The sequence below is a fragment of the Propionispora sp. 2/2-37 genome (assembly GCF_001298735.1).
Lineage (GTDB): Bacteria > Bacillota > Negativicutes > Propionisporales > Propionisporaceae > Propionispora.
This window is the reverse complement of record NZ_CYSP01000016.1, coordinates 19,281-39,471: the sequence shown is the minus strand read 5'-3', so window position 1 is coordinate 39,471 and position 20,191 is coordinate 19,281. Positions and strand designations below refer to the sequence as shown.

Sequence of the window (20,191 nt, the reverse complement as noted above, 5' to 3'; positions counted from 1 at the left end):
TCCGCCACGCCCTGTCCAGCGCGCCCGCTAGGCTATCCAGCTTCGCGGTTTAAGGCATTAAAAAAGCAGCCATCCGGCCGCAGTTTTACAGATAGGTTTTTATAATCAACAATTTCCGGCGAAGGTCCATGTTCATGTCCTCGTCTTCGTTATTGCAATTGCCCGTACTCCTGAGTTCGTCAGGTTCGACCTTGGCGTCCCGAAGGTGTGCGGCCAGGTGTTCATAGACGCCCTGACGGTCCTCGTCGGAGATTTTCGAACCGCCCATGCTGCCGTTCAGGACCGCAATGCCGGTCTGACAGCCTTTGATGTTGGCCGGACCGATGGCGCCGCCGTCCGAAACATCATGGTGAATGAATTTATAGGAACCCTTGGCGTCCGGATTCGCATCTTGGTCTACCCAGGCGAATGCCTGCCGGTAATAATCGGCCTTAACGTCCGGGCCGGTTTTGAGGTTCGCCCGCATTTTCGCCCCATCCCATGGTTCATCCACGGTCCCGGTTTTCACATACGGAATGGCGTGACGGCTCTCGAAATATTTCTGGAATAGCAGCTTCTTTTTTTCAACCGCCTGTTGTTCCTTTTCCAGCAGTTCGTCCGCGGCTTTCCGACCCTCGCAATAAGACCGGGCCGAGAGTGTTGTCTGTTCGTACGCCGGCGCGTCCACTGCCGAAACGTCGCCGATGGCGGCAAACTTATTGATCCGCCGGGTGGAAGTGTTCCGGTCGTATTCGTCGTCCGCCACATAAAAAGCAAACGACATCTTGTTGATGTCGCCCCGCTGAACCAGCGTGTACAGGTCTTTGCCGGCGGTCGTGGGCGCCAGGTTTGCGATGACTTTTAGCCCCACGTCGTCCGGGATAAGGGTCAGGGTCTTGCTCCGCGACCGTGCCACGATCATCACGCTGTCGGAGTGGTTGTATTTCATTGGAACGTCCGACAAATCGACGCCATCCAGGGCGCCGCGGGAGATGATTTCCTTATACTCCTTCCCGGTGTCCGGGTCGGCCCACAACACTGTGGGCTGCTCAAAGACAATGGCGTAGCCCTCGACGATCATATCCTGTTGGGTATCATCCAGCGGAAGCGCCCGCACCTCCGCCAGCCGGATTTCCTTCTGCCGTTTTTCCCCCATCCGTATTACCTCCTGTGTTTGGTTTTTGGTCCGCCGGCGCCCCGGTCTGGTACATGTCGGCCAGACGGGCATTGACGTAGTTGAGCGAAAAGATGCGCCGGTCGCCGTCTTCCACCGGCGGCATGTTGAACATTTCCAGAACGTCATTAACAGAAAAGATGCCCATGGGCATCAGATATTGGACCAGGTTGCACTTCGTCTGGTTACTGGCGTACTGGAGCCGGTTGGCCTCGAAGATGATTTCATTGCCGAATCCCTTCTCGCGATCGGTGAAGCACTTTTCCGTGAACTCCAGCGAAAGCTGAATGGCGATGGGTTCCAGGACGCTCTCGTAAAAGGCGTTCCATTGGTCTTCGGTATAATCGGCCTTGATGATGTTCTCGTTTACCCCGAAATACCTGTAGGCATTGTCGCGAATCACGGCCATCTGCTTGTCGTCCACCATTTTGCCGTTCATTTCGACCGGCGTAAAGTCGGCCTTGGCGTCTATGGCGCCGATGCCGCCGTCATTGTTGATCGACAGGTAGTCGGCGACGAACCTGTCCCGCTGTGCTTTCAAATCCTCCGGCCGGAGCGTTTGAGTAAACTTTAAAAAACCGCGCAGGCGGGCGCTGGATTTTATCGCGTTGATGATCCCCTCGTTGACCGTCTGGATGAGCGACAGGGTCGGCTTGAAAGGTCTTTGGTTGCTCTCCCCGAAGATGTCGTCGGAGTTGAAATGGCGCCGGAGATGAATGAGATCGGTGTATGGCACCGTCATCCGAAAGCCTGTCAAAAAATAAAACCGGCAGTATAGCTCCCCTTCATACTCCACAAACTCAATTGAAGAATACGACAGCGGGTATAGGCCGGTTATTTTGCCTATGGCATCCGTCTGAATGTAGACGAAAGAGTTGTTGTTGGTGTAGAGCTGGCTAACCACTTTGTAAATGAAGTCGTAAGACGACATATAGGGGTTAGGCCGAACCTCCAGGAGCCATTGCAGCCCGTCCGGTACCTGCAGGACCTGGCCGTTGGCCCGCCTGATATGTTTAGGCTTCAACTTCGCAGCGTTCCGAGCGATCGCGTCAATACAGGTCCGGACAACATCATTGTCGTAATAATTGCCGTTAACGGACGAAAAGAACGGCGAAAAGTCATTCAAGAATCTGTATTGGGTCACATTCGTGGGCGGTTGCTTTTTCCCAAAAACAGCGTTGAACATATTCCTTAATTGCATTCCCGATTCATCACCGCCTCACTAAATACCCCTGGTCGTCGAACTTGACGTCGCCCCGGACGGGAAGGTTGTCGGAGTGGGTTTGGTTGTGACACCGAACGCATAAATACTCAAGATGATCCCAGTTAAGCGTGATATTGGGGTCGTTTATATTTTCAGGACAGAGGCTAATCTTATGGTGTAAAATTCCGCTTGTTCCAACCGCCTCTTTACAAAGCTCGCAGCAATAAAACACCGACGCGATGTAGGCCGCGCGACATTTCAGCCAGGCTGCCGACCGATAAAAAGCCCTAGAAAACTCCTGTGCCAAGAGAATCCTCCAGGACCGGCTGCGCAGCCCCCAGGATATCCGGGTCAATATTCACCGCGGCAGCTTCTATAATGTTATAGACCAGCACCTCTTCAGGAGCACCGGCGCCGGCGCGCGCGACATATGCCGAAATCCGGCCATACGAAAAAGAGGTGCGCCTGGCCCAACGGTTGATCAGTTCATCACACATAGACATCACCTCAAATCAGATTGCTGTATTCGTCCATCTTGTCGTGCAGCACAATATAGGCATCGATAAGTGCCATGGCGCCGTCGATTCTTTTGCGGTTGTCCTTGCCTTTCACCGGCTGGATGTTTCCGTTTATGTCGGTCCTGATTTCCAGGTTCGAAAGGTTCCACATATCGATGGGATTTTTATTAAACACTATCTTTTTAGCCGCCAGGTCGCCCTTAAGCGACTTCATCGGATAGGACAAGGTCTGCACGCCCTGCCGGATTTTGATCATGCTTTCCCGCCCGAACTCGGCTATGAATTCATTCAAGAGCGCATCCTCAATGTGCCACGGGTCGTAGCCAATCCACGGAACGTAGACGTCATCCTTGTCCCGCAGTTCCATAAACCATTCCAGAATACAATGCTTGTCGATTTTATTGCCCGGCGTCGTCCGGAGCAGGCCCTGCTTTTCCCAGAGCAGGTAGGGGACGTTGTCGCGTTCGCGCCGGTTGCCGTCCGCATCCATTTGGCGGAGGACTTCTTCCGGAATCCAGTACATTGATTTCACATAGATCTTGTTATCGCCGGGCCGCATGCACAAAACCTTGGCCGCCGTCAGGTCGGTCGTCTCGGAAGCGTCGAATCCGCCAACACCGTAACGGAATCCCATGCCGCGAAAATCGAACTCTTCCTGGCTGTCGATCTCATCCCAGGTCAGCCATGCCGAGGAGGAGTTCTCCTTCATATTGAAGTCCTTGACCATGACGGTAGGCTTGAACGCCGGGTCATTTTTAGCCTTGGCAACACACTCGCGGAGAAACTGGATGGACTTGATGGTTCCCAGTCCCGGATTGGCCTTGATCCAGCAGTCCTCTTTGTCCCATTCATCCTTGCTGTCAAGCTCGTAGATGAACGGCAGAAACCGGTCATCCTCAACCTTCCCGTCAAGGACATTGCAGGCATACTCATACTGACTGTCAAAAATGCTGTCGCGGACAAAGCCGTTCGTCGTTATGCAAAAAAGCAGCGGCTGCTGCCGGGACGACATGGACTGTTTCATCAGGTCATAAATGTCGCGGTTTTTGATGGCCGACAGTTCGTCGATGGTGACACCATGAGCGTTCAGGCCGTCCAGACTGTTGCTATTGCTGGCCAGGGGCTTGATGATGCCCATGTTGTGGGCAAAATATAAGTCGCTCATGCGCTTACGGATATGCTTCCGCAGCATGGGCGACTGTTTCACCATTTTATAGGAGTATTCAAAACCGATTTTGGCCTGGTCCAGCATGGTGGCGATGTTGTAGATTTCCGGAGCGCCCTCGCCGTCGGCCATCAATAGGTATAGGTTAACGGCCGCGCATTCCGATGATTTACCGTTTTTCCGTCCCTCAATCGTCAGGCATTCGTTATATTGACGGAACCGGGTTTCTTTATGGACGAAACCGAAGATGGCCTGGAGCTTTGCCTTCTGGAACAGTTCCAGCTTGATCGGCGTGCCCATCTTTCCCTGGGCCTGCTTGCAAAAGGTTTCGATAAAGTCGATCGGCTTCTCGGTCAGCTTTTCATCGAAAACCCAGGGATCGTATTTCTCCGGCTGGAGCAGCTTGTCCAGCAGCAGCCTATAGACCTGTTTGATTCGGTGGCAGGCGACGATTTCACCTGACAAAACCTTTCTTGCATATTCCTCCAAGTAGGTCATAGGCGACCACCTTTAATGTTTACGCAGGAACGCGAGCAGTTCGTCCTCTTCCTCTTTATCGCCATGCCGGAGCGTGGTGATGATTTTAACCAGCGTGGCCACCGTCCGGTTCGAGCTGTCAACCGTTTTGTTATAGTCGGCGATGGCCGGGTGACTGTAGACGTTTTCACGGCCTTTCACATACTCTTTAGTCACCAGCACGCCATCCTCGTTGATCGTTTTTTCCAGTTCGTTCAGAATCTTAAGCTGCACCTGATAACGCTTAAACGTGGTTATGAAAAAGAAATTCTGCTCGACGCCGTGTTTCTCGGCGATCCGCAGAATCTCAGCCGCCTGCTCGTTTAGATTTAATCTTTTTTGTTGCATTTTTTCACGCCGCCTTTTTTCCCGACAAAACAAAGCAACACTAGGAAGCCGTTCGGCTTCCTAGTGTTGCTTTGTATTACTTAGCATTTTATCGTTAACCAGCCTGCTTCAATTCCTTCTTCGATCTCTTCTGCCGTGTAAACCAGAACCTCGGTGTTTTTAGCGTCTTGAGGGGCCAGTACATACCCGTCAACCCCGAGACCGCAATACATTTTGCCGACCAGCATGTATGTCTCGTCGTTTGCCTCAAAAATCGTTCCCTTGGCGTACTTCATCCCGCCACCTCCCCTATGGAGCTCTCAGTCCGCCGCAGCTTACGCTTTTTGACTGCTTCCTCGGCTTGTTCAACCGTTTTGAAGGCTGTATTGCCGGATAACCTGTCCAAAAACAGTTTCCTGGCAACGCTGTATTCGTCGCCAATAAAGCCAAGCCTCAGCAGCCAGACGCGAAAATGGTACTTTTCATTATCCGGCTCCATCTCGCGTGGCGAGGAATGTTTCTGGGCCATTGCCATTTTATTCGCTGCAAGGACAAACTGGATATATGCCTGAATAGCCTCCGGATTCAGCGTGGCGGCGAAACAGCGTAAGGCGATGGTGTCCTTGGTAATCACAAGGCCCGGCAAGGCTTCACTTCCTGCCGCTTCAAGAAAATCCTCGACGGTTTTCAACCGCACCGTATTAACCGCCTCGACCATTTCCCGCGAGATAAAGACCATGCCGGGAGTACCCATCGCTTTGGCGATTAGTCGCTCCTTGCTTGCCAGGATATTGACGAGGTTACGGAGTGTCACGCCGCTGTGGCCTTCCGTGGGTATGTTAACCGCCGCCTGGCCTACAACCGTCACGCAGTTCTCTTCGAGTACTTTGAACACTGCAAACATTTCCGCCACATGATCTTCTTCCGCGCCTTGAGTAATAATCATTCCGGCTTTGTCGACAAGCCATTCACGACCTGTTGGTTCTGCTATCAGATACTCAAACCCCGGCGCGCCCTTGTAGGCAGCTTGGGTACCAAAGTGGCCGGCGATAATTCCGGCAACCTCTTTTCTTTCCCGTCCGGCAACCTGCATTTGAAACTTAAAACTGTGTTTTTTCATGTAAAATCCCTCCTTGTGCGTCTGTCAGTGACATGTTAGATCGACACGCACGCAGAAAGCAAGTCAATTGTGTGCTTCAGGAAGAGTTTTTGCGATTGCATAGGCGACGTTCACCGTCACCGCGTTTCCAGCCTGCTTGCGAAGCTGCGATTCCGGATTTACGGTCCACGCCTTTTCGAACAATTCATCCGGGAAGCCCTGCAGCCGCCAACATTCTTTGGGCGTAAGCCGCCTTATTCTGAAATCCGGGTTCGCTATCGCCACACCGTGGGTATCCTGCCCGGTAAGAGTGAACATCGGTTCGTCCGGATTTTTTAACAGTCTCCCGTTTTGGCGTTTTCCAGGCCGGTTAATGCCTATAACCGGCCTGACCAAATACAGTCCCGCCCCTTTGTCAAGGCCGCCGCTGGCATTCGTCACAGTAGCGCTTACCCCGCTTGGGTCATAGACCCGGTATCCTTGCATTCCGGCGACAATTTGCTTAAGAGCATTGCCGTTCTCTCCGGCGACAGGTAGTATTTCTCGTCGACCTCGGCTTCTAAAATTTGCGATAATGAACACACGTTCTCTGCTTTGGGGGACTCCAAAGTCTTTAGAATTAAGAACCTGCCAGATTGCATCATACCCCGCCTCGTCCAGTTCAGCGAGAACTTCGGCAAAGTCCCAGCCGTCATGAATGTGCAGCAAATTTTTAACGTTTTCAATGAGAAGGTATGTGGGCTTATCCTCTTCGTCTTTGCCTTTGACGAGGTTAATAATCGAATAATAGATTCCACTTCGTTCACCGGCGAGGCCTCTTCGGTTCGCATTTGCACAACTGACGTCCTGGCAGGGGAAGCCAAAGCACCAGATATCCGCACGGGGGATGTCTCCCGGTTTGAGTTTTGTAACGTCATCGCCGTACCATTCCCCTTCAGTCTTGTACATCGCCCGGTAGGACCGCACGGCGGCCTTGTCGTTATCACAATAACCGACGCATTTATGACCGGCGAGTTCAAGCCCCAGCCGGAAGCCACCGATGCCGGAACAAAGATCGAGGAATGTCATCATGCCGCTGAGTTCTCCTCAGCAACATCCGCATGGCTCTTCTTTACCCCGTTCCGCAGTAAAAACACGCCCTTGTCGTCGCCGGCCTGGGCTATATATCGGGCGACAATGACGTCGGCATATACCGGATCGAGTTCCATGGTATAACAAGTGTGCCCGACCTGTTCGGCGGCGATTAGCGTGGAACCGGAACCGCCAAAGAGGTCAATCACGATATCCCCGGCCCGGCTGCTGTTCTGAATAGCCCGAGCTACCAAGGATATCGGCTTCATGGTCGGATGCTCATCGCTTCGTTTCGGCCGGGGAATTTCCCACACATCGCTTTGCTTTCTGTCCTCCAGTGGGCAAAGCCGTGTTCCTTCCACCCAGCCGTACCAAATCGGTTCATATTGAGTATGATAGTCCTTGCGGGAAAGCACTAGCGAGTCTTTTACCCAAATTATTGTTGACGACCAGTGATAACCGGCTTCGTGCATAACCGACATGAGATTTCCCCATTCCTGGGCGCTCATTGCGACATAAGTCATACACCCGGCTTCGCTGACGGCCCGCATATTACGAAAAGACGCCAGCAAAAAGTCGTGAAACTTTTCTGGCGTCATACTGTCGTTCAATATTTGCCTCGGTTTCCAGGAGGGGTGTTTGCTCGCGCCATAATCCACGTTCCAAGGCGGATCGGTCCAAATCATGGAAGCCCGCTTGCCGTCCATGAGGCGCCGGACGTCTTCCGCCCTGGTGGCGTCGCCGCAGAGAAGGCGATGCCGGCCGAGCAGCCATAGATCGCCGGGCTTGCTGACCGGCTCTTTACTATTCTCAACAGCTTTGTCAACGTCAAAATCATCTTCCGACGCTTCGCTTTCGCCTTCATCTTCTTCCAAGTGAAACTGTGGTAATTCGTCCAGACTAAAGCCAATCGCATCCATATCAAACCCATCGGTATTCAGTTCAAGCAAAATATCCTGGAGCATCGGCATGTCCCACTCGCCGCTTATTTTGTTGAGCGCCACATTCAATGCTTTCTCGTTTTTTTCGTCCAGATCGACAACGCTGACATCCACTGTCGTGTTCCCGAGTTCAGCCAATACCTTGAGCCGCTGGTGGCCGCCGATCACCACGTTATTCCTGCCGTTGACAATGATGGGGTCCACATAACCGAAGGCGAGGATGGACTTTTTGAGCTGTTCGTATTCCACATCGCCAGGTTTTAAATCCTTGCGCGGGTTATATTTCGCCGGCTTTAAGTCGGCAATCTTCATGTTTTTAATTTTCATTCGCCTTTCCCCTTTCCAAAAAACCCGTGAATAATATGACGCGCAAAATTTGTGGCCCGCCTCCGGTCCGGATCTTGGCACTTGCCACTAACGACCCCGGGGGGCCTCGCGAAAGGCCCTGTGGATAATGTGGATAAACTTGTTATCAATCTATAATCACCTGGTTTTTCCTGTGGATAAGAGGTAATAATGTATTGAATAACCTGTGATTATTTTTCCGGAAGGTTAACCGCAGGTTTACCCCTGCCGGCTAACTTTTTAAAGCACTGCGATTCTTGTTACCACTACTCAACCAGATTCTTGATCTCAAAAAGAAAACTCCCGGTTATCCAGGAGTTCATCATGTTCATCTCGTTATCCGATTTTTTGTTCCAGCTGTTCGATCAGTTTCCTGAGCTGCATCCCCAGCACCTTGGTTTCCTTATCCCTTGATATAGACAGCTCGCTGGCTATGCCGTACATCTCTTTTATCACCCCGGCTATGGAATCTTCTTTAGTTTCCACTTCAAGTCCCCCTCGTGCGACTGCTCGTTATCGAGCTTACAAAGTACCATGTAAACATCATTACTTCAAATATAACCGCAATAAATTACCAAATCAATGGAAAATCCAAGAAATTCGAGCCTACCTCGCTATCGCACTAACCTGCCGTGCTTCTGCGTTATAATTCCGTTTTTCCGCTCGACCGGAGTCACGTTGGCTTTCATCGCCTCCCGGCTGGTGATGTAGCCGCTGCAGCGGCCGCTATACCACTCAATCCGATTTGCCGTGCAAACCTGTATACCATTGTTAAGACAATCTTTCCTGCTACATACTACAACAGGCATAATATCCCTCTCAAGTTGAAAGCCGCCCCGAATTGAGAGCGGCTTTCACGATAAGTGCTAAGTCTACCTTCGGTGTTGGCGGTTGTGTTACTGTCCCACGATAATATTGTAAATTATAAAAACCCCTCAAAACGGACATTGGCGGACATTTTACAAATAATTCAACTCTACCGCTACAGAATAAACGATATACTGCCTCCATCTCCGAATCGTGCGCTCATTGACCCCGACTCGGTAAGCTAACCCGGCAGTCGTGTATCTGCCTTGCCAGTACTCTTCCATTACGGCTTTCTTTTCCTGGCATAAGCGATGATATGTGGTCTCAATCGCTTTCTTCGTTTTTTCAAGCTCGATGATTTTCTTGTCCATGCTCAGTTTAACCGCTTTACTGGCCGTGGTATTGCCGATGGAATTGCTCCTTCCTTCTTGCTTTTCAGGAGTTGCCAGGATAATATCGTTCTTCAGGCGGTTAAGTTCCTTGAGGTTGTTTTTATACTGGCGAATTTCTTGCTCTATATACTTGAAAGTGTTCTTACTCAGCCTTTGCTTTTTAATGCACACCGCCACATACTCTTCATAATCAATATTCAGCCCGTCGCAAAGCGTCGCACACCACGCAGAATGGATAAACCTCCTGGCATCACAATGTACCGCATCGGTCACGTTTTTTTCGCAAGTTTCTTTAAACGGACACCAGTCGGGGCAGCCTCTATTATTCGCATAATCATCACACGCTTTTTTCAGAATACTGGCAATGAGCCTTCTGGCTCCGATATCGTCCATACTCATAGTCCCCTCCCCCAACTGCTTCATTTCTCTCTCGGATTTATGTTCTCACCGTTAACTGCCTGCCGGAGCCACAAAAGATACTGAAAGGCTTTGTCAACTTCTTTCTCGGCCTCATCCTTGCGGCCAAGTCGGAGCAAATACTTTAAGACATTGCCGAGTAAAAACCCTTGGAATTCCTTCGGGTCCAGATACATCTGCAGAATCTCTATTGGTTCCACTGGCGCGAATTGGTAATGTTTTTGATTCACTGCCATACCATCACTTTTCACGCGAATCCCTCTTGACTACGGCTTTGGCCGGTTTTTGCCGTTTTCTCCGTTTCTCCTCCCACCTCCGTCGGCGTTTCCATTCGGCATTAATCGGCAGCATGTTCATGATTTGTCCCCTTCCCCGATGCCATCATTCACCCATTTTCTCAAATCCCGCTTTCACCTCAGCCACTGAATAGACGACCATCGCCACGCCGCCGGCCCGCTTAACATCCCGGAGCGTAATCTCCTGAAGTTTTGTCAGCTTTCCGCCGGGCTGCTTCACCTCGATGGCGATGAAGCGCCCCTTATAGCAGCAGATAATATCGGGAATCCCGGCGGTGCCGTACATGCCGCCGTGCTCTTTCCAAGCAAAGCAGTCATCCAGCGTCTTTAGGTAATCCAGAATGCCTTTCACGATTCTCTTTTCCGCCATGCCCAAAGCTCTTGCAGCAGTTCGATAAGCTTCATCCGGTACGCCACAAGGCACTGTCGCTCCCGCTGGTATTCGTCCAGGCTTGTCCATCCCTTCTTGCCTTCCGGGTCGATGATCGGCTTGATCGAATAGCCGTATGTCGCGTGTCTTTCAAGCTTTGCGCCGGCGCCCCGGATATAGAACAGCCTGGCGTGCAGTTCAGTATCCCTCTTCTCTGCGGCCGTTAGGAGCCACAGCCACAGTTCGCTGTCTTCCGGCGAAATGTCCGCGCCGGGATCAATAATGACCTTCGACGCGAGCTTTGCCAGTTCGGGAGTTTCCATTTTCAGCTGCTTCAGGGCCTGCTGTTCGACACGCTGCAGCACGGTCAGCGGAGTATCCAGCGGCTTATTTTGCCGCGAGCTTTGCTCTCTTCGGAGTTCGGCCGATTCTCCTGAATTAAACAATTTGCCCTGTGAGGCTAAACCCATTTACATATCATTCCTTCTCAAAAAAGTTGTCCCGTTGTCCCAAAGTTGTCCCATAAGTTGTCCCGGTAAAAATCCAATAAATCCGCGGCTTAGAACCCTTATAGGACAACTAGGACAACTATTTTTAAATATATACTTTATATAGGCGCCAAGATTTAGAAACCCAGGGATTTATATTGATGCATATATAACATTGCTGATTTTTGGTTGTCCAAGTTGTCCTGGTTGGCCAACCCCATATATCACGCGGCTTTGAGCCATTTTTGAAGTTGTCCCATTTGGGACAACGGGACAACTTTCACCTCAAAATGCATCTTCAATCTCCCGACAACTTGTAAAAACGATCATCCGTACACGGCTGTTTTTCCAATAGCAGCGAACGGAATAAGTCGCCTTGCCGCTGCCGGCCGTTTCCGTCTCAATCCATCCCCGCTCCGCGAATTCCTTGAGCACCAGGCTAACGCTTAAGCCGGCTTTCCGGAGCGCGTCCTTAAACACTTCCGGCACGATGCAGCACTCCCCCGAAGGCTTGAAAAAACCGTATTGCTGCGTCGTCGAACCATTATCCTTGAAATACTCGGAGTTTGAAGCAATCCAGCCCAGAGTAAAGTCAAGGGCTTTTTGCGCGTAATCTGCTTCCTCCTGCGATGTCGACGCGCTTTTGATGCCAGCCATGATCATTTCGGTCATTTCCAGCTTCGCCTGCTCGTAGCTGCAGCTCCATAACCACTGGCTAGCGTAGAAATCGGCCACGGCGCACACGGAAAGATACGACAGGTGGCTTTGAATAAGCTGCGGGTAGGACTTTTCCAACACGCCAAGCACGTGTTTAAAGTCCTGCTCCAAAACCTGCGGCTTTATTTTAAGCAAGGCAATGAACCGCCGGATAAACTCCGGCCCGGCGAAGCCATAGTGCTCACTGACCAAGGTGTGGACTTCCCTAGCGCAATGTTCGTCCGGTATCGGCACGCCGTATAGCTCCAACGCCCTGGTTTTGACCCCGGCATGCGACGTATCGCCTGACAGGGATTCTTCGCCTGTTGTTAAGACGATCAGGTTCCAGTTGCCCCGGTTCTGTATGCCGCCGGACTTGGCGCCCCTTACCTTGCCCTGGCCGCAGGCGACCGCGTAGGTCAGCTTGTCGAGATACTCCTGCCGGTCGCCGGCGAGCTGCCGCTCATCCACGCCGACAGGCAAGGCGGACATGAATTCGCAGGTTCTCTCCAGTCCCACCATGGTGGTATTAAACGAAACCATGATGCTGTCGGGATGACCCCAGGCCGACAAGGCCGCTTTCAGCGCAGCAGTCTTTCCGCCCCGGCTGGCGCCCCACACATGGAGGATAAAGTTCCTGTGCCCTATGAGCGACAAGAGCGGCGAGGCAAAGCTCCCCGCCAGCATCAGCCTTGCTATCGGGTTTCTTCGTATATGCCGGGCAATGGCGGTTTTCCAGTCTTCAAAGTTCCCATTTTCACTAAAACCATTTGCCAGTTTGGCCATACTCCTTTTCGAGTCGATATCCAGCACGATACCTTCGCCGACTCCCGGCAAAAACTTATCCTTGCCGATCCAGCCGAACCTCGACACCGATTGTGCCGTCGGCAGAAATCCCATGTTGGCCGCTTCCATGTCGAACAGGTAGCGGACCAAATCCTTGGCGTTCTCGCTGGAGACCGGCAGCCCGGTATCCGCCAGGCCCGTAATTTTAGTCCTCTGAAACAGCGTGCTGCGCTCGGTGATGACTTTTCGCCAGCCGCCGCTTCGCCTAAACGCCAGTTCAACCTTTTCCGTTTCGTTGTCAACGTCAAGCAGCAGCTTTGTAAGGATGACCGGCACGGGGCAGATCTTTTTTTCATTGCCCTCGGAATCGTAGCCGAAGACACCATCGGCGGAATAATACCAGTTGTCCGGTTTGCGCGGAATAAACGGCTGGCCGGGAATCACTTCACCGGCCACCGCGCCGAGCGCCTCTAAATCAAGCAGGGTGGCCATTTTAAGCGCGGTGTTCCATTTATCCAAAAATCCGCTCTCATCCCTGATGTGCAGTTCGCTCGGGTCCTTAACCCCTGGAAGCTGCATACAGTAGGCCTTCCCGGAAAAGGCGACGGCAAGCAGCGAGCTGCATACTTTTTTCACAAAAGTCTCGCCGCCGGCATCGGGTTCCTTAAAGACATAGACGGTAAGACCGCCAAGCAACGCCGCGTGTTTGGCCGCAAAGGTATCGGCGCCCGGAGCTCCCAGCGCCGGAATGTCGTAATGCCAGAGCGTGTGGCAGTCGCTTTCGCCTTCGACCAATACGATGTAGCCCTTTTCCCTGGCGACGCTCAACCGCCACAGCCCGTACGGCAGCACACTGGCGCCTTTGACCCAGGAGAATTTCACGCTGCCCCGCATCGAGTGGCGGAACCGTTTGGCAACCTCCAGCCCTGCCTCGTCTTTGTAGGGAATAACGAGCTTGTTCTTTTCGTTTACAAGGCCGTGCTTTTTGAGTTCCTCTACCGGCAGTTTTTTTGCGGCGGCATATTCTTCAAGGGTTAACTGCGGTCTTTTCTGTTTCTTCCCGGCCGAAACGCCCGCCGCATTCAATAAATAGGCCTTGGCCTCGTCCTTACTCAGCCCCGCGTGTTCTTCGAGAAAGGTCCAGGCGTTACCGGAAGCCGAGCAGGCTTTGCAGTTGTACTGTCCTGTCTTCCTGTTGATATATAGTGACGGACTGCGGTCGTTATGAAACGGGCAAAGGCCGATGAGCTCCTGCCCTTTGGTCTTAAGGCTGGGAATAAACTTTTGATAAAAACTCTCCCAATCTATGAGACGATCGATGTCTGGCCGCACGGGCGATCACATCTCCAATGGCTCACACCTGTTGTTAAACCGCCTTACTTTGATGCCTTTGGCCTCGGCTGCCGCTATTTCTGCCTTCATACCTTCACTCACGGGTTCGCCAAATGCCCACAGTTCCTGGCATTTCGCTAGAAGCGTCAAGCCCATGGCTCTGCCGGCTTCGCGGTCGGCGGGAATGCCGTCCTCCAGAAACTGTGTGAAAATGACGTGCGGGGCTAGGGGAATGCCGCCCTGCGCATATACATAGCGGCAGTATCCGGTAGCCCGGCGGATGTTTCTTTCAATGTCTCCTTTTAGCGGCGACGCGATGTAAATTAGCTTTCTGTCCTGCATGCTTCCATCTCCCATAATTAAAAAAATCTAAATGGCGGGGCCGGCGTTTTACCGGCCCCTTTCGGTTTCTCAACCCCTTACATAGGCTCATCGGCGTCAAAATCCACCGCAACCCTGCGGCTGGTCTCCTTGAGCCTGCCGGCCAGCATCTTCATTCCCTCGCGCTCCGGTGCGTCAAGTTCGCGATCAACACTAAAAACTGCCTGACTGAAAACAATGCCGGTGGAATTAGTCGCCTTTTTTAGCGTGATGCGGGTGACCACGTCATACGAATGCCGGCCTCGGCCGACGATGCGCTTGGCAATGTAATCGGTGAAAACCTTTACCGAACCTGTCGGCAACGTAAGGAGCAGCGGAAAGACCTCGCCTTCCCTGAGAAGGTATATGCGCCGTTTGTTCCGGCAGGCCTTGCTACCGTTTTCGCCGCTGCCGAACTGGTTGAGCAAACAGATGCGGCACTCGCCGCCGGGGCTGCCCTGGCCGATCTTGCCGTCAATGCTGCCGCAGTCGGGCGGGCAGTTACCGCCCGCGTACCGTTCGCGGTAATAGCTGTTTACGGCGTGATGGTACAGAATTACGCCGGTAATTTCCTTGACGCTGTCAGGCTGTTCCGGGTCTTCGCCGGGCATTTCGAATAGCAAACCGCCCCCGGCGGGAATTTTTACTCTGTCGAACCGGACATTTAGACCTTCAAGTTCTTCATTCATCAGTTCATGGATCTCCGCATTCAATGCTGCCAGGTATCCTTTGCCAGTCTTAACCAGTTCTTTATTTCCCTGTTCCTGATTTTTCATGTTCCCTTCCTCCAGTCTTCTAAGCTCTACGTATGCCGATCGACGTTTTTTCGTAAACCTGAATCAAGCCTTCCAGCCACGCGGGCAATATGCCGTCGTTTTGCTCGGTCATCTCTTTTATGTTGGCAGCCAATGTCCGCGCATTGATGGTAAACAGATAGTCATAGCCTTTTGCTTTCAGCACGCGGTACAATTCGTCTTTACGTTCCGGGACGGCAGACGGATATTCGCTGACCATAAGATAGAACAGGTTGCCGGCCCTTTTGAAGGACTGCAGCTCATCCTCAGTCATGAGTTCAATCATTCGGACTTCGACTTGTTCAATTTCTTTATTGACAGCTTTGATCTCAGCTTCCAGGCTACTTTTCTTAGCTTTGAAAACCTTCAGGCGATCGGCCAACTCGAAAATCTCGTTGTTATCCAACGTCAACATCCTCTTTCGCAAACAGTGTTTTCCAATTGTCAACCAGCGTTTTGGCAATATCCTCCTTGCGCTGCAAAGCACGAAGAATTTGTTCGTCAATTGTGTTTTTGGCCACCAGGTGGATATACAGGCAGTTGTTGCGCTGGCCGATGCGATGGATTCGGGCGCGCGCCTGCGAATAATTGGCGTAATTAAAATCAAGGGAATAAAATACTGCCGTATCCGCCGCGGTAAGAGTTATCCCCAGCCCTGCCGTCTGTATCTGGGCGATGAACACCCGGCAATCGGCCTCCTCCTGAAACCGCCGCACTTGTTCGGCGCGGTTTTTAACCGCACCGGTAATGACAGCCCCCTGCAAGCCTTTCCTTTCTAGCTTCCGGCAGATAGCGTCGATCTCGGGAATAAACCTTGCAAAAACGACTACTTTTTTACCGGCATCCAATATATCATCAATAACATCTTCAAGCGCCAGCAATTTACTGTCGGACACCTGTTCCACCGCACAGCCCGCGTCGTCGCGGATAAAACCGCCGGTAACCTGCTGCAGCCGCAAAAGCCTGGTCAAAATATTTCGCGTCGTCACTTCGCCTTTGGCAAGTTCGGTATAGGAATCTCTCTCAAGATCGGTATAGACCTTTGCGGCCCGGTTTTCCAGCGTAATATAGCGGATTTCGTCCACGGTTTCAGGAAGCTCGAGCGCTTCAGCCTTGGTGACCCGAAACGCTATTGAGTGCGCTTTTCGCACCAGTTCGGCAAGATTTTTATAGCCTTTTATCTGGTGGTTGCCATAGCCGCCCATGACTGCATACCTGGCTCGGAAGGCATAGTAGCTCGGCCCGAAGATTTGTTCATCAATGAATTTATACTGGCTGAAAAAGTCCAGGGGATTGTTTTGGATCGGCGTGCCGGTCAATATCAGCCGATATTTTGTCGTCTTAGCCAGCCGGTGCAAAGCCCTGGACTGTTTTGCCTGAGGATTTTTTATGCGGGAGGATTCGTCACAAATAATGAGATCCGGCTGCCATTTTGCCAACTCCGGCTCCAGCCGCCAGGCCCTTTCGTAATTAACAACGGCAACCTGAAGACCGGTTCCTTTTAGCTGCTGCAAGACGCCGGCTTTCCTTTTGCCGTCGCCTTCCAGGACCGCCAGTACATAATCAAAAGCGGCAAATTTGGTAAACTCTTCCTGCCAAACGGCCACCACCGATTTGGGCGCGACAATAAGTACCCGGTTGATCCGTCCGTTGAGATAGCCCCGGCCAGCTATACCGATAGCGGTAAGCGTCTTGCCGGTACCCATTTCCATTAAAAGCCCCGCGCCGGACATATATCGTTACCTCGTTTAAACAGGCCTAAAATTTGCCCGACAAAGTTATAGGCTTGTACCTGATGTCGATATGGTTTTGCCCGGATTGGCATGGACTCAATCGGATCAGCCGGAATCCAGCCATCAATATCTGGGTACTCGCGGCTATTAACTTGTACGCCGGACTCGTTCATGAATTGGCAGCCGATAATTTTTAGCAGCGCAATGTTTTCAGTGTTTTCCGGCACCAGCCACGCCTTTTTGTTCTGGTCCCAGTAATGGCCGGGAATCTCTTTGATGGCTTCGCGGTAGAGATAGGTGTCAAATATGTGGATCAGCCCGCTTTCAATAACTGCCCGCATACTTATCTTCCACCTTCTCCTTGGCGACCAAGCTTTCTAGCGGCTCACCGGGAAAGATGCGCAAAAGACCGCCGATTATTTTTCTTCCCGCGCCAGACTTGCCGCTCAAGGCACGGCTGAGCGCGCTTTTGGATACTCCCATTCGGCGGGCTAGTTCATTTTGCGACCAACCGCGATGATTCGTCAGCGCGATTACGGCTTCTGACCTCAGACGCAGCATGACCTCACCTCCCATTCGCGCAAAAATCGCCCATCTCTTGTCGAACGTTTTGTTCGGCAAATTGGCAAAAAAAGAGTTCGTCCACCGTAACACTGAAAAAATCGGCGATACGTTTAGCCAAGGCAAATCCCGGCGACTGCCTTCCGTTCTCAATAGCGTTGACGTAATCCTTGGTTATGCCAAGCTCCCTTCCTAATTCAGCTTGATTGTACCCGGCTTTTTTTCTAAGTTCTTTAAATTTGGCATTTTTCACGCGCATATTTGCTTTCACCCCCGAATGTTTTGTTCTATAAATTATTCTAACGAACATGACATTTCCCGTCAATCGAACTTTTTGTTCGAATTTTGTTGACCATTATCGAACAATTTGTTATACTCAAATCAGCCATTCTAAGGAGGTGTGCGAATGTGCTGTTCGGAGATAGACTAAAAAATCTTCGTGAGACGGCTAATATGACTCAGGTTGAACTGGGTAGTTTAATTGGCGTTTCGGACCGGGTTGTCGGCTATTATGAAGCCAACAATCGTTTCCCCAAAAAGCAAGAAACGCTCCGCAAAATCTCCGAAGTCTTCAATGTATCCGTTGATTATTTGGTCGGAACGGATGGTCGCTTCATCCAAAAGGCCGACGAGCAGTATGGTTATTCTGGAAAGCGCCAGGCTCAGGAAATATTAAGTGATGTAAAAGCATTATTTGCCGGTGGCGAACTTCCCGAGGCGGACAAGGACGATTTTTTCCGGACAGTTACCGAAATGTACTTTGAGGCCAAGAAAAATAATAAGAAGTACGGGCGCAAAAGGTTGAAGCAGTAAGCAGTGTTGGACTTTTGAGTGATTGCATTATGGATAACATAATCAGGCACGCCGATGGTCTAGTCCGCCGGTTTAAAACACGAAACCCTTTTGAAATCGCCGAGAATCTTAACGTTTCAATAAGATATGGCGATTTTAAACATCTTAAGGGGTTTTACAAATATATTTGCAGAAACAGGTTTATCGCCATCAGTTCCCGCTCGGACGAAACCGAGCAAAAAATAGTTTGTTCCCATGAGTTAGGCCACGATCAGTTGCACCGTAGCCAAGCCAAAGCCGGCTTGATGAGTGATTACGATATATATAATACAATAGATGTTTACGAGCTTGAGGCAAATTATTTCGCCGCCCAGCTGCTTATTGACAGCAGCGCCTTTTTAGATTGCGCGAGTAAGCAATATACCTATGCCCAGATTGCCGCCGAGTTGAAAGTTCATGAAGAGCTTGTAATTATCAAGGGCATTATCTTAAACAGGCAGGGGTACAACCTCAACATTCCGTTTGTACCTGCTTCTGACTATTTGGGAGAAAGTAAAAACACATACTCCCTATGCGAATAAAGCCGGCTATTCACCGTACAGGTGGCTCAAGATCAAGATCGTAACAATACCAAAGAAAAATCGCATCTTATTGTGTATAGTTAAGAATTTTCACCTTCATCGTCCAAGCCGCTAAAATTTTTTATATAATCGTTTTTTTTCACGGTTGATTGAATCGCCGAAGATGAATAATATAAAATTGTTAGCACTCCAGGGGCCCGAGTGCTAAAACAACACTTCCGGAAGTTTGATATAGATCCAAGCTTTCCGAAATCGAGCCTTGTGAGTCCAAAACAAATAGTATATTAATTGCCCTTTAAACGATCTGGAATTATCTCTAGGTTTTTTTTTAGATTCCTATTACTGAGTAAAGGAGGAAAAATGGTGAAACAAAAGTTTTTCTTGCCAGTCATTCTTATCACACTTGCGGCTTTCGCAACGGCGACGATTAACAATGGGAATGCAGCATCAGTAGCTAATCTGTCACCACCACCAATCCAAGATAATGTTCCTTCAACCGCCCGCAATACATTTGTCGTGCAAGCTGTAAAAAACGTTGGCCCGGCTGTTGTCGGTATTACCAACAAGGCCTATGTGCGGGATTTTTTTAATCAGAAAGTACTTATCGAAAAAGGGGTAGGTTCTGGAATAATTTTTGATTCCAACGGGTATATAGCGACAAACAACCACGTTGTCGAGGGGGCGCAGGAAATTGTCGTGTCGCTTCCAGACGGCCGGACAATGAGCGGAAAAGTGCTTGGTGCGGACGCGGCGACCGATTTGGCGGTTGTCAAAGTGGAAGCTTCCGGCCTGCCGACAGTTACATTCGGCGATTCCGATTCGTTATTGGTCGGTGAACCTGCGATCGCCATCGGCAATCCGCTGGGCCTCGAATTTCGCGGCACCGTTACGGTCGGCGTCGTCAGCGCCTTAAACCGGACAATTGAAGTCGGCGACCGCAAGTTCAAACTGATTCAGACCGATGCCGCCATCAATCCCGGCAACTCCGGCGGAGCGCTCGTCAACGCCGATGGGCAGGTTATTGGCATTAACAGCGTCAAAATTGCCGCTACCGGTGTTGAAGGTATGGGTTTCGCCATCCCCATTAATGCCGCACGGCCGATTCTGCAATCACTTATAGACAAGGGCAAGGTAGTCAGGGCTTATCTCGGCGTCGGCGTGCTTGACAGTAAATCGGCGGCTTTGTATGGCTATAACCTGGACGTAGACCAGGGAGTCTATGTGGCCCGCGTTGAAAAAGGCGGGCCGGCCGATCAGGCTAATATTCACGTTGGAGACGTAATCATTCAGGTCAACGGCACGGAGGTCAACAGCGTGGCCGACTTGCGGGCAGCGCTTGATACCGTTTCCGTTGGCAACCGAGTAAATTTAGTTATTATCCGCGACGGGCAAAAACGCACTATCAGCGCGGTGGTCGCGGAGATGCCGAACTGACGGCTGCTTAGGA

Annotated in this window: 26 protein-coding genes; 3 read left to right on the top strand and 23 right to left on the bottom strand. The window is 51.1% G+C overall.

The window, feature by feature from the left end; genetic code table 11:
* Positions 1-85: 85 nt before the first annotated feature.
* The 23 genes from P22_RS19975 to P22_RS15960 form a co-directional block, all read right to left on the bottom strand.
* Positions 86-1,135 (bottom strand): HK97 family phage prohead protease, encoded by a 1,050-nt coding sequence (locus P22_RS19975; protein ID WP_069972849.1) that lies wholly within the window; start codon positions 1,133-1,135, stop codon positions 86-88.
* On the bottom strand, positions 1,074-2,354 hold the full coding sequence (locus P22_RS19970; RefSeq protein WP_069972848.1) for a phage portal protein: 1,281 nt from the start codon (positions 2,352-2,354) through the stop codon (positions 1,074-1,076). Before P22_RS19970 ends, P22_RS19975 begins: the two co-directional genes overlap by 62 nt.
* A 290-nt stretch (positions 2,355-2,644) precedes the next feature.
* Complete coding sequence (locus P22_RS16055; RefSeq protein WP_054261245.1) at positions 2,645-2,854, bottom strand: hypothetical protein; 210 nt, start codon at positions 2,852-2,854, stop codon at positions 2,645-2,647.
* A 10-nt stretch (positions 2,855-2,864) separates the two neighbouring features.
* Positions 2,865-4,538: a terminase large subunit gene (locus tag P22_RS16050; RefSeq protein WP_054261244.1), complete on the bottom strand. Its 1,674-nt coding sequence runs from the start codon at positions 4,536-4,538 to the stop codon at positions 2,865-2,867.
* A 12-nt stretch (positions 4,539-4,550) separates the two neighbouring features.
* Positions 4,551-4,904, bottom strand: a complete 354-nt coding sequence (locus P22_RS16045; protein WP_072169817.1) for a hypothetical protein — start codon at positions 4,902-4,904, stop codon at positions 4,551-4,553.
* Positions 4,905-4,984: 80 nt separating this feature from the next.
* Positions 4,985-5,179: a hypothetical protein gene (locus tag P22_RS16040; protein WP_054261243.1), complete on the bottom strand. Its 195-nt coding sequence runs from the start codon at positions 5,177-5,179 to the stop codon at positions 4,985-4,987.
* Positions 5,176-6,003 (bottom strand): hypothetical protein, encoded by an 828-nt coding sequence (locus tag P22_RS16035; RefSeq protein WP_054261242.1) that lies wholly within the window; start codon positions 6,001-6,003, stop codon positions 5,176-5,178. The genes P22_RS16040 and P22_RS16035 overlap by 4 nt, the downstream gene beginning before the upstream one ends.
* Positions 6,004-6,066: 63 nt before the next feature.
* Positions 6,067-7,053: a DNA cytosine methyltransferase gene (locus P22_RS16030; RefSeq protein WP_054261241.1), complete on the bottom strand. Its 987-nt coding sequence runs from the start codon at positions 7,051-7,053 to the stop codon at positions 6,067-6,069.
* Positions 7,050-8,402, bottom strand: coding sequence for a site-specific DNA-methyltransferase (locus P22_RS16025; RefSeq protein WP_235814687.1), 1,353 nt, complete (start codon positions 8,400-8,402; stop codon positions 7,050-7,052). The genes P22_RS16030 and P22_RS16025 overlap by 4 nt, the downstream gene beginning before the upstream one ends.
* A 273-nt stretch (positions 8,403-8,675) precedes the next feature.
* On the bottom strand, positions 8,676-8,825 hold the full coding sequence (locus P22_RS20705; RefSeq protein WP_156319012.1) for a hypothetical protein: 150 nt from the start codon (positions 8,823-8,825) through the stop codon (positions 8,676-8,678).
* A gap of 128 nt (positions 8,826-8,953) precedes the next feature.
* Positions 8,954-9,148: a hypothetical protein gene (locus P22_RS16020; RefSeq protein WP_054261239.1), complete on the bottom strand. Its 195-nt coding sequence runs from the start codon at positions 9,146-9,148 to the stop codon at positions 8,954-8,956.
* Between the two features lie 150 nt (positions 9,149-9,298).
* Positions 9,299-9,937: a hypothetical protein gene (locus P22_RS16015; RefSeq protein WP_054261238.1), complete on the bottom strand. Its 639-nt coding sequence runs from the start codon at positions 9,935-9,937 to the stop codon at positions 9,299-9,301.
* A 20-nt stretch (positions 9,938-9,957) separates the two neighbouring features.
* A complete protein-coding gene (locus P22_RS16010) occupies positions 9,958-10,206 on the bottom strand; it encodes a DUF3310 domain-containing protein (protein ID WP_054261237.1) in 249 nt (82 codons plus the stop codon).
* 130 nt (positions 10,207-10,336) lie between these two features.
* A complete protein-coding gene (locus P22_RS16005; RefSeq protein WP_054261236.1) occupies positions 10,337-10,621 on the bottom strand; it encodes a VRR-NUC domain-containing protein in 285 nt (94 codons plus the stop codon).
* On the bottom strand, positions 10,600-11,091 hold the full coding sequence (locus tag P22_RS16000) for a hypothetical protein (RefSeq protein ID WP_054261235.1): 492 nt from the start codon (positions 11,089-11,091) through the stop codon (positions 10,600-10,602). Before P22_RS16000 ends, P22_RS16005 begins: the two co-directional genes overlap by 22 nt.
* 303 nt (positions 11,092-11,394) lie before the next feature.
* Positions 11,395-13,923 (bottom strand): DUF927 domain-containing protein, encoded by a 2,529-nt coding sequence (locus P22_RS15995; RefSeq protein WP_054261234.1) that lies wholly within the window; start codon positions 13,921-13,923, stop codon positions 11,395-11,397.
* A 6-nt stretch (positions 13,924-13,929) separates the two neighbouring features.
* A complete protein-coding gene (locus P22_RS15990) occupies positions 13,930-14,265 on the bottom strand; it encodes a DUF7768 domain-containing protein (RefSeq protein WP_054261233.1) in 336 nt (111 codons plus the stop codon).
* A gap of 77 nt (positions 14,266-14,342) precedes the next feature.
* Positions 14,343-15,059: a hypothetical protein gene (locus tag P22_RS15985; RefSeq protein WP_054261232.1), complete on the bottom strand. Its 717-nt coding sequence runs from the start codon at positions 15,057-15,059 to the stop codon at positions 14,343-14,345.
* A gap of 19 nt (positions 15,060-15,078) precedes the next feature.
* Complete coding sequence (locus P22_RS15980; RefSeq protein WP_082378531.1) at positions 15,079-15,483, bottom strand: gp33 family protein; 405 nt, start codon at positions 15,481-15,483, stop codon at positions 15,079-15,081.
* Entirely contained in the window at positions 15,476-16,789 is a 1,314-nt protein-coding gene (locus P22_RS15975; RefSeq protein ID WP_054261300.1) for a DEAD/DEAH box helicase, read from the bottom strand. Before P22_RS15975 ends, P22_RS15980 begins: the two co-directional genes overlap by 8 nt.
* Positions 16,789-17,151, bottom strand: a complete 363-nt coding sequence (locus P22_RS15970; protein WP_054261230.1) for a hypothetical protein — start codon at positions 17,149-17,151, stop codon at positions 16,789-16,791. Before P22_RS15970 ends, P22_RS15975 begins: the two co-directional genes overlap by 1 nt.
* On the bottom strand, positions 17,135-17,371 hold the full coding sequence (locus tag P22_RS15965) for a helix-turn-helix domain-containing protein (protein ID WP_054261229.1): 237 nt from the start codon (positions 17,369-17,371) through the stop codon (positions 17,135-17,137). The genes P22_RS15970 and P22_RS15965 overlap by 17 nt, the downstream gene beginning before the upstream one ends.
* 4 nt (positions 17,372-17,375) lie before the next feature.
* Positions 17,376-17,630: a helix-turn-helix transcriptional regulator gene (locus tag P22_RS15960; RefSeq protein ID WP_069972847.1), complete on the bottom strand. Its 255-nt coding sequence runs from the start codon at positions 17,628-17,630 to the stop codon at positions 17,376-17,378.
* Positions 17,631-17,779: 149 nt separating this feature from the next.
* On the opposite strand from P22_RS15960, the gene P22_RS15955 reads away from it, so the two are divergent.
* The 3 genes from P22_RS15955 (at position 17,780) to P22_RS15945 (ending at position 20,178) form a co-directional block, all read left to right on the top strand.
* Entirely contained in the window at positions 17,780-18,184 is a 405-nt protein-coding gene (locus P22_RS15955; protein ID WP_054261228.1) for a helix-turn-helix domain-containing protein, read from the top strand.
* Positions 18,185-18,213: 29 nt separating this feature from the next.
* Entirely contained in the window at positions 18,214-18,744 is a 531-nt protein-coding gene (locus tag P22_RS15950; protein WP_054261227.1) for an ImmA/IrrE family metallo-endopeptidase, read from the top strand.
* Positions 18,745-19,104: 360 nt separating this feature from the next.
* On the top strand, positions 19,105-20,178 hold the full coding sequence (locus tag P22_RS15945; protein WP_054261226.1) for a S1C family serine protease: 1,074 nt from the start codon (positions 19,105-19,107) through the stop codon (positions 20,176-20,178).
* The last annotated feature ends 13 nt before the right edge of the window (positions 20,179-20,191 follow it).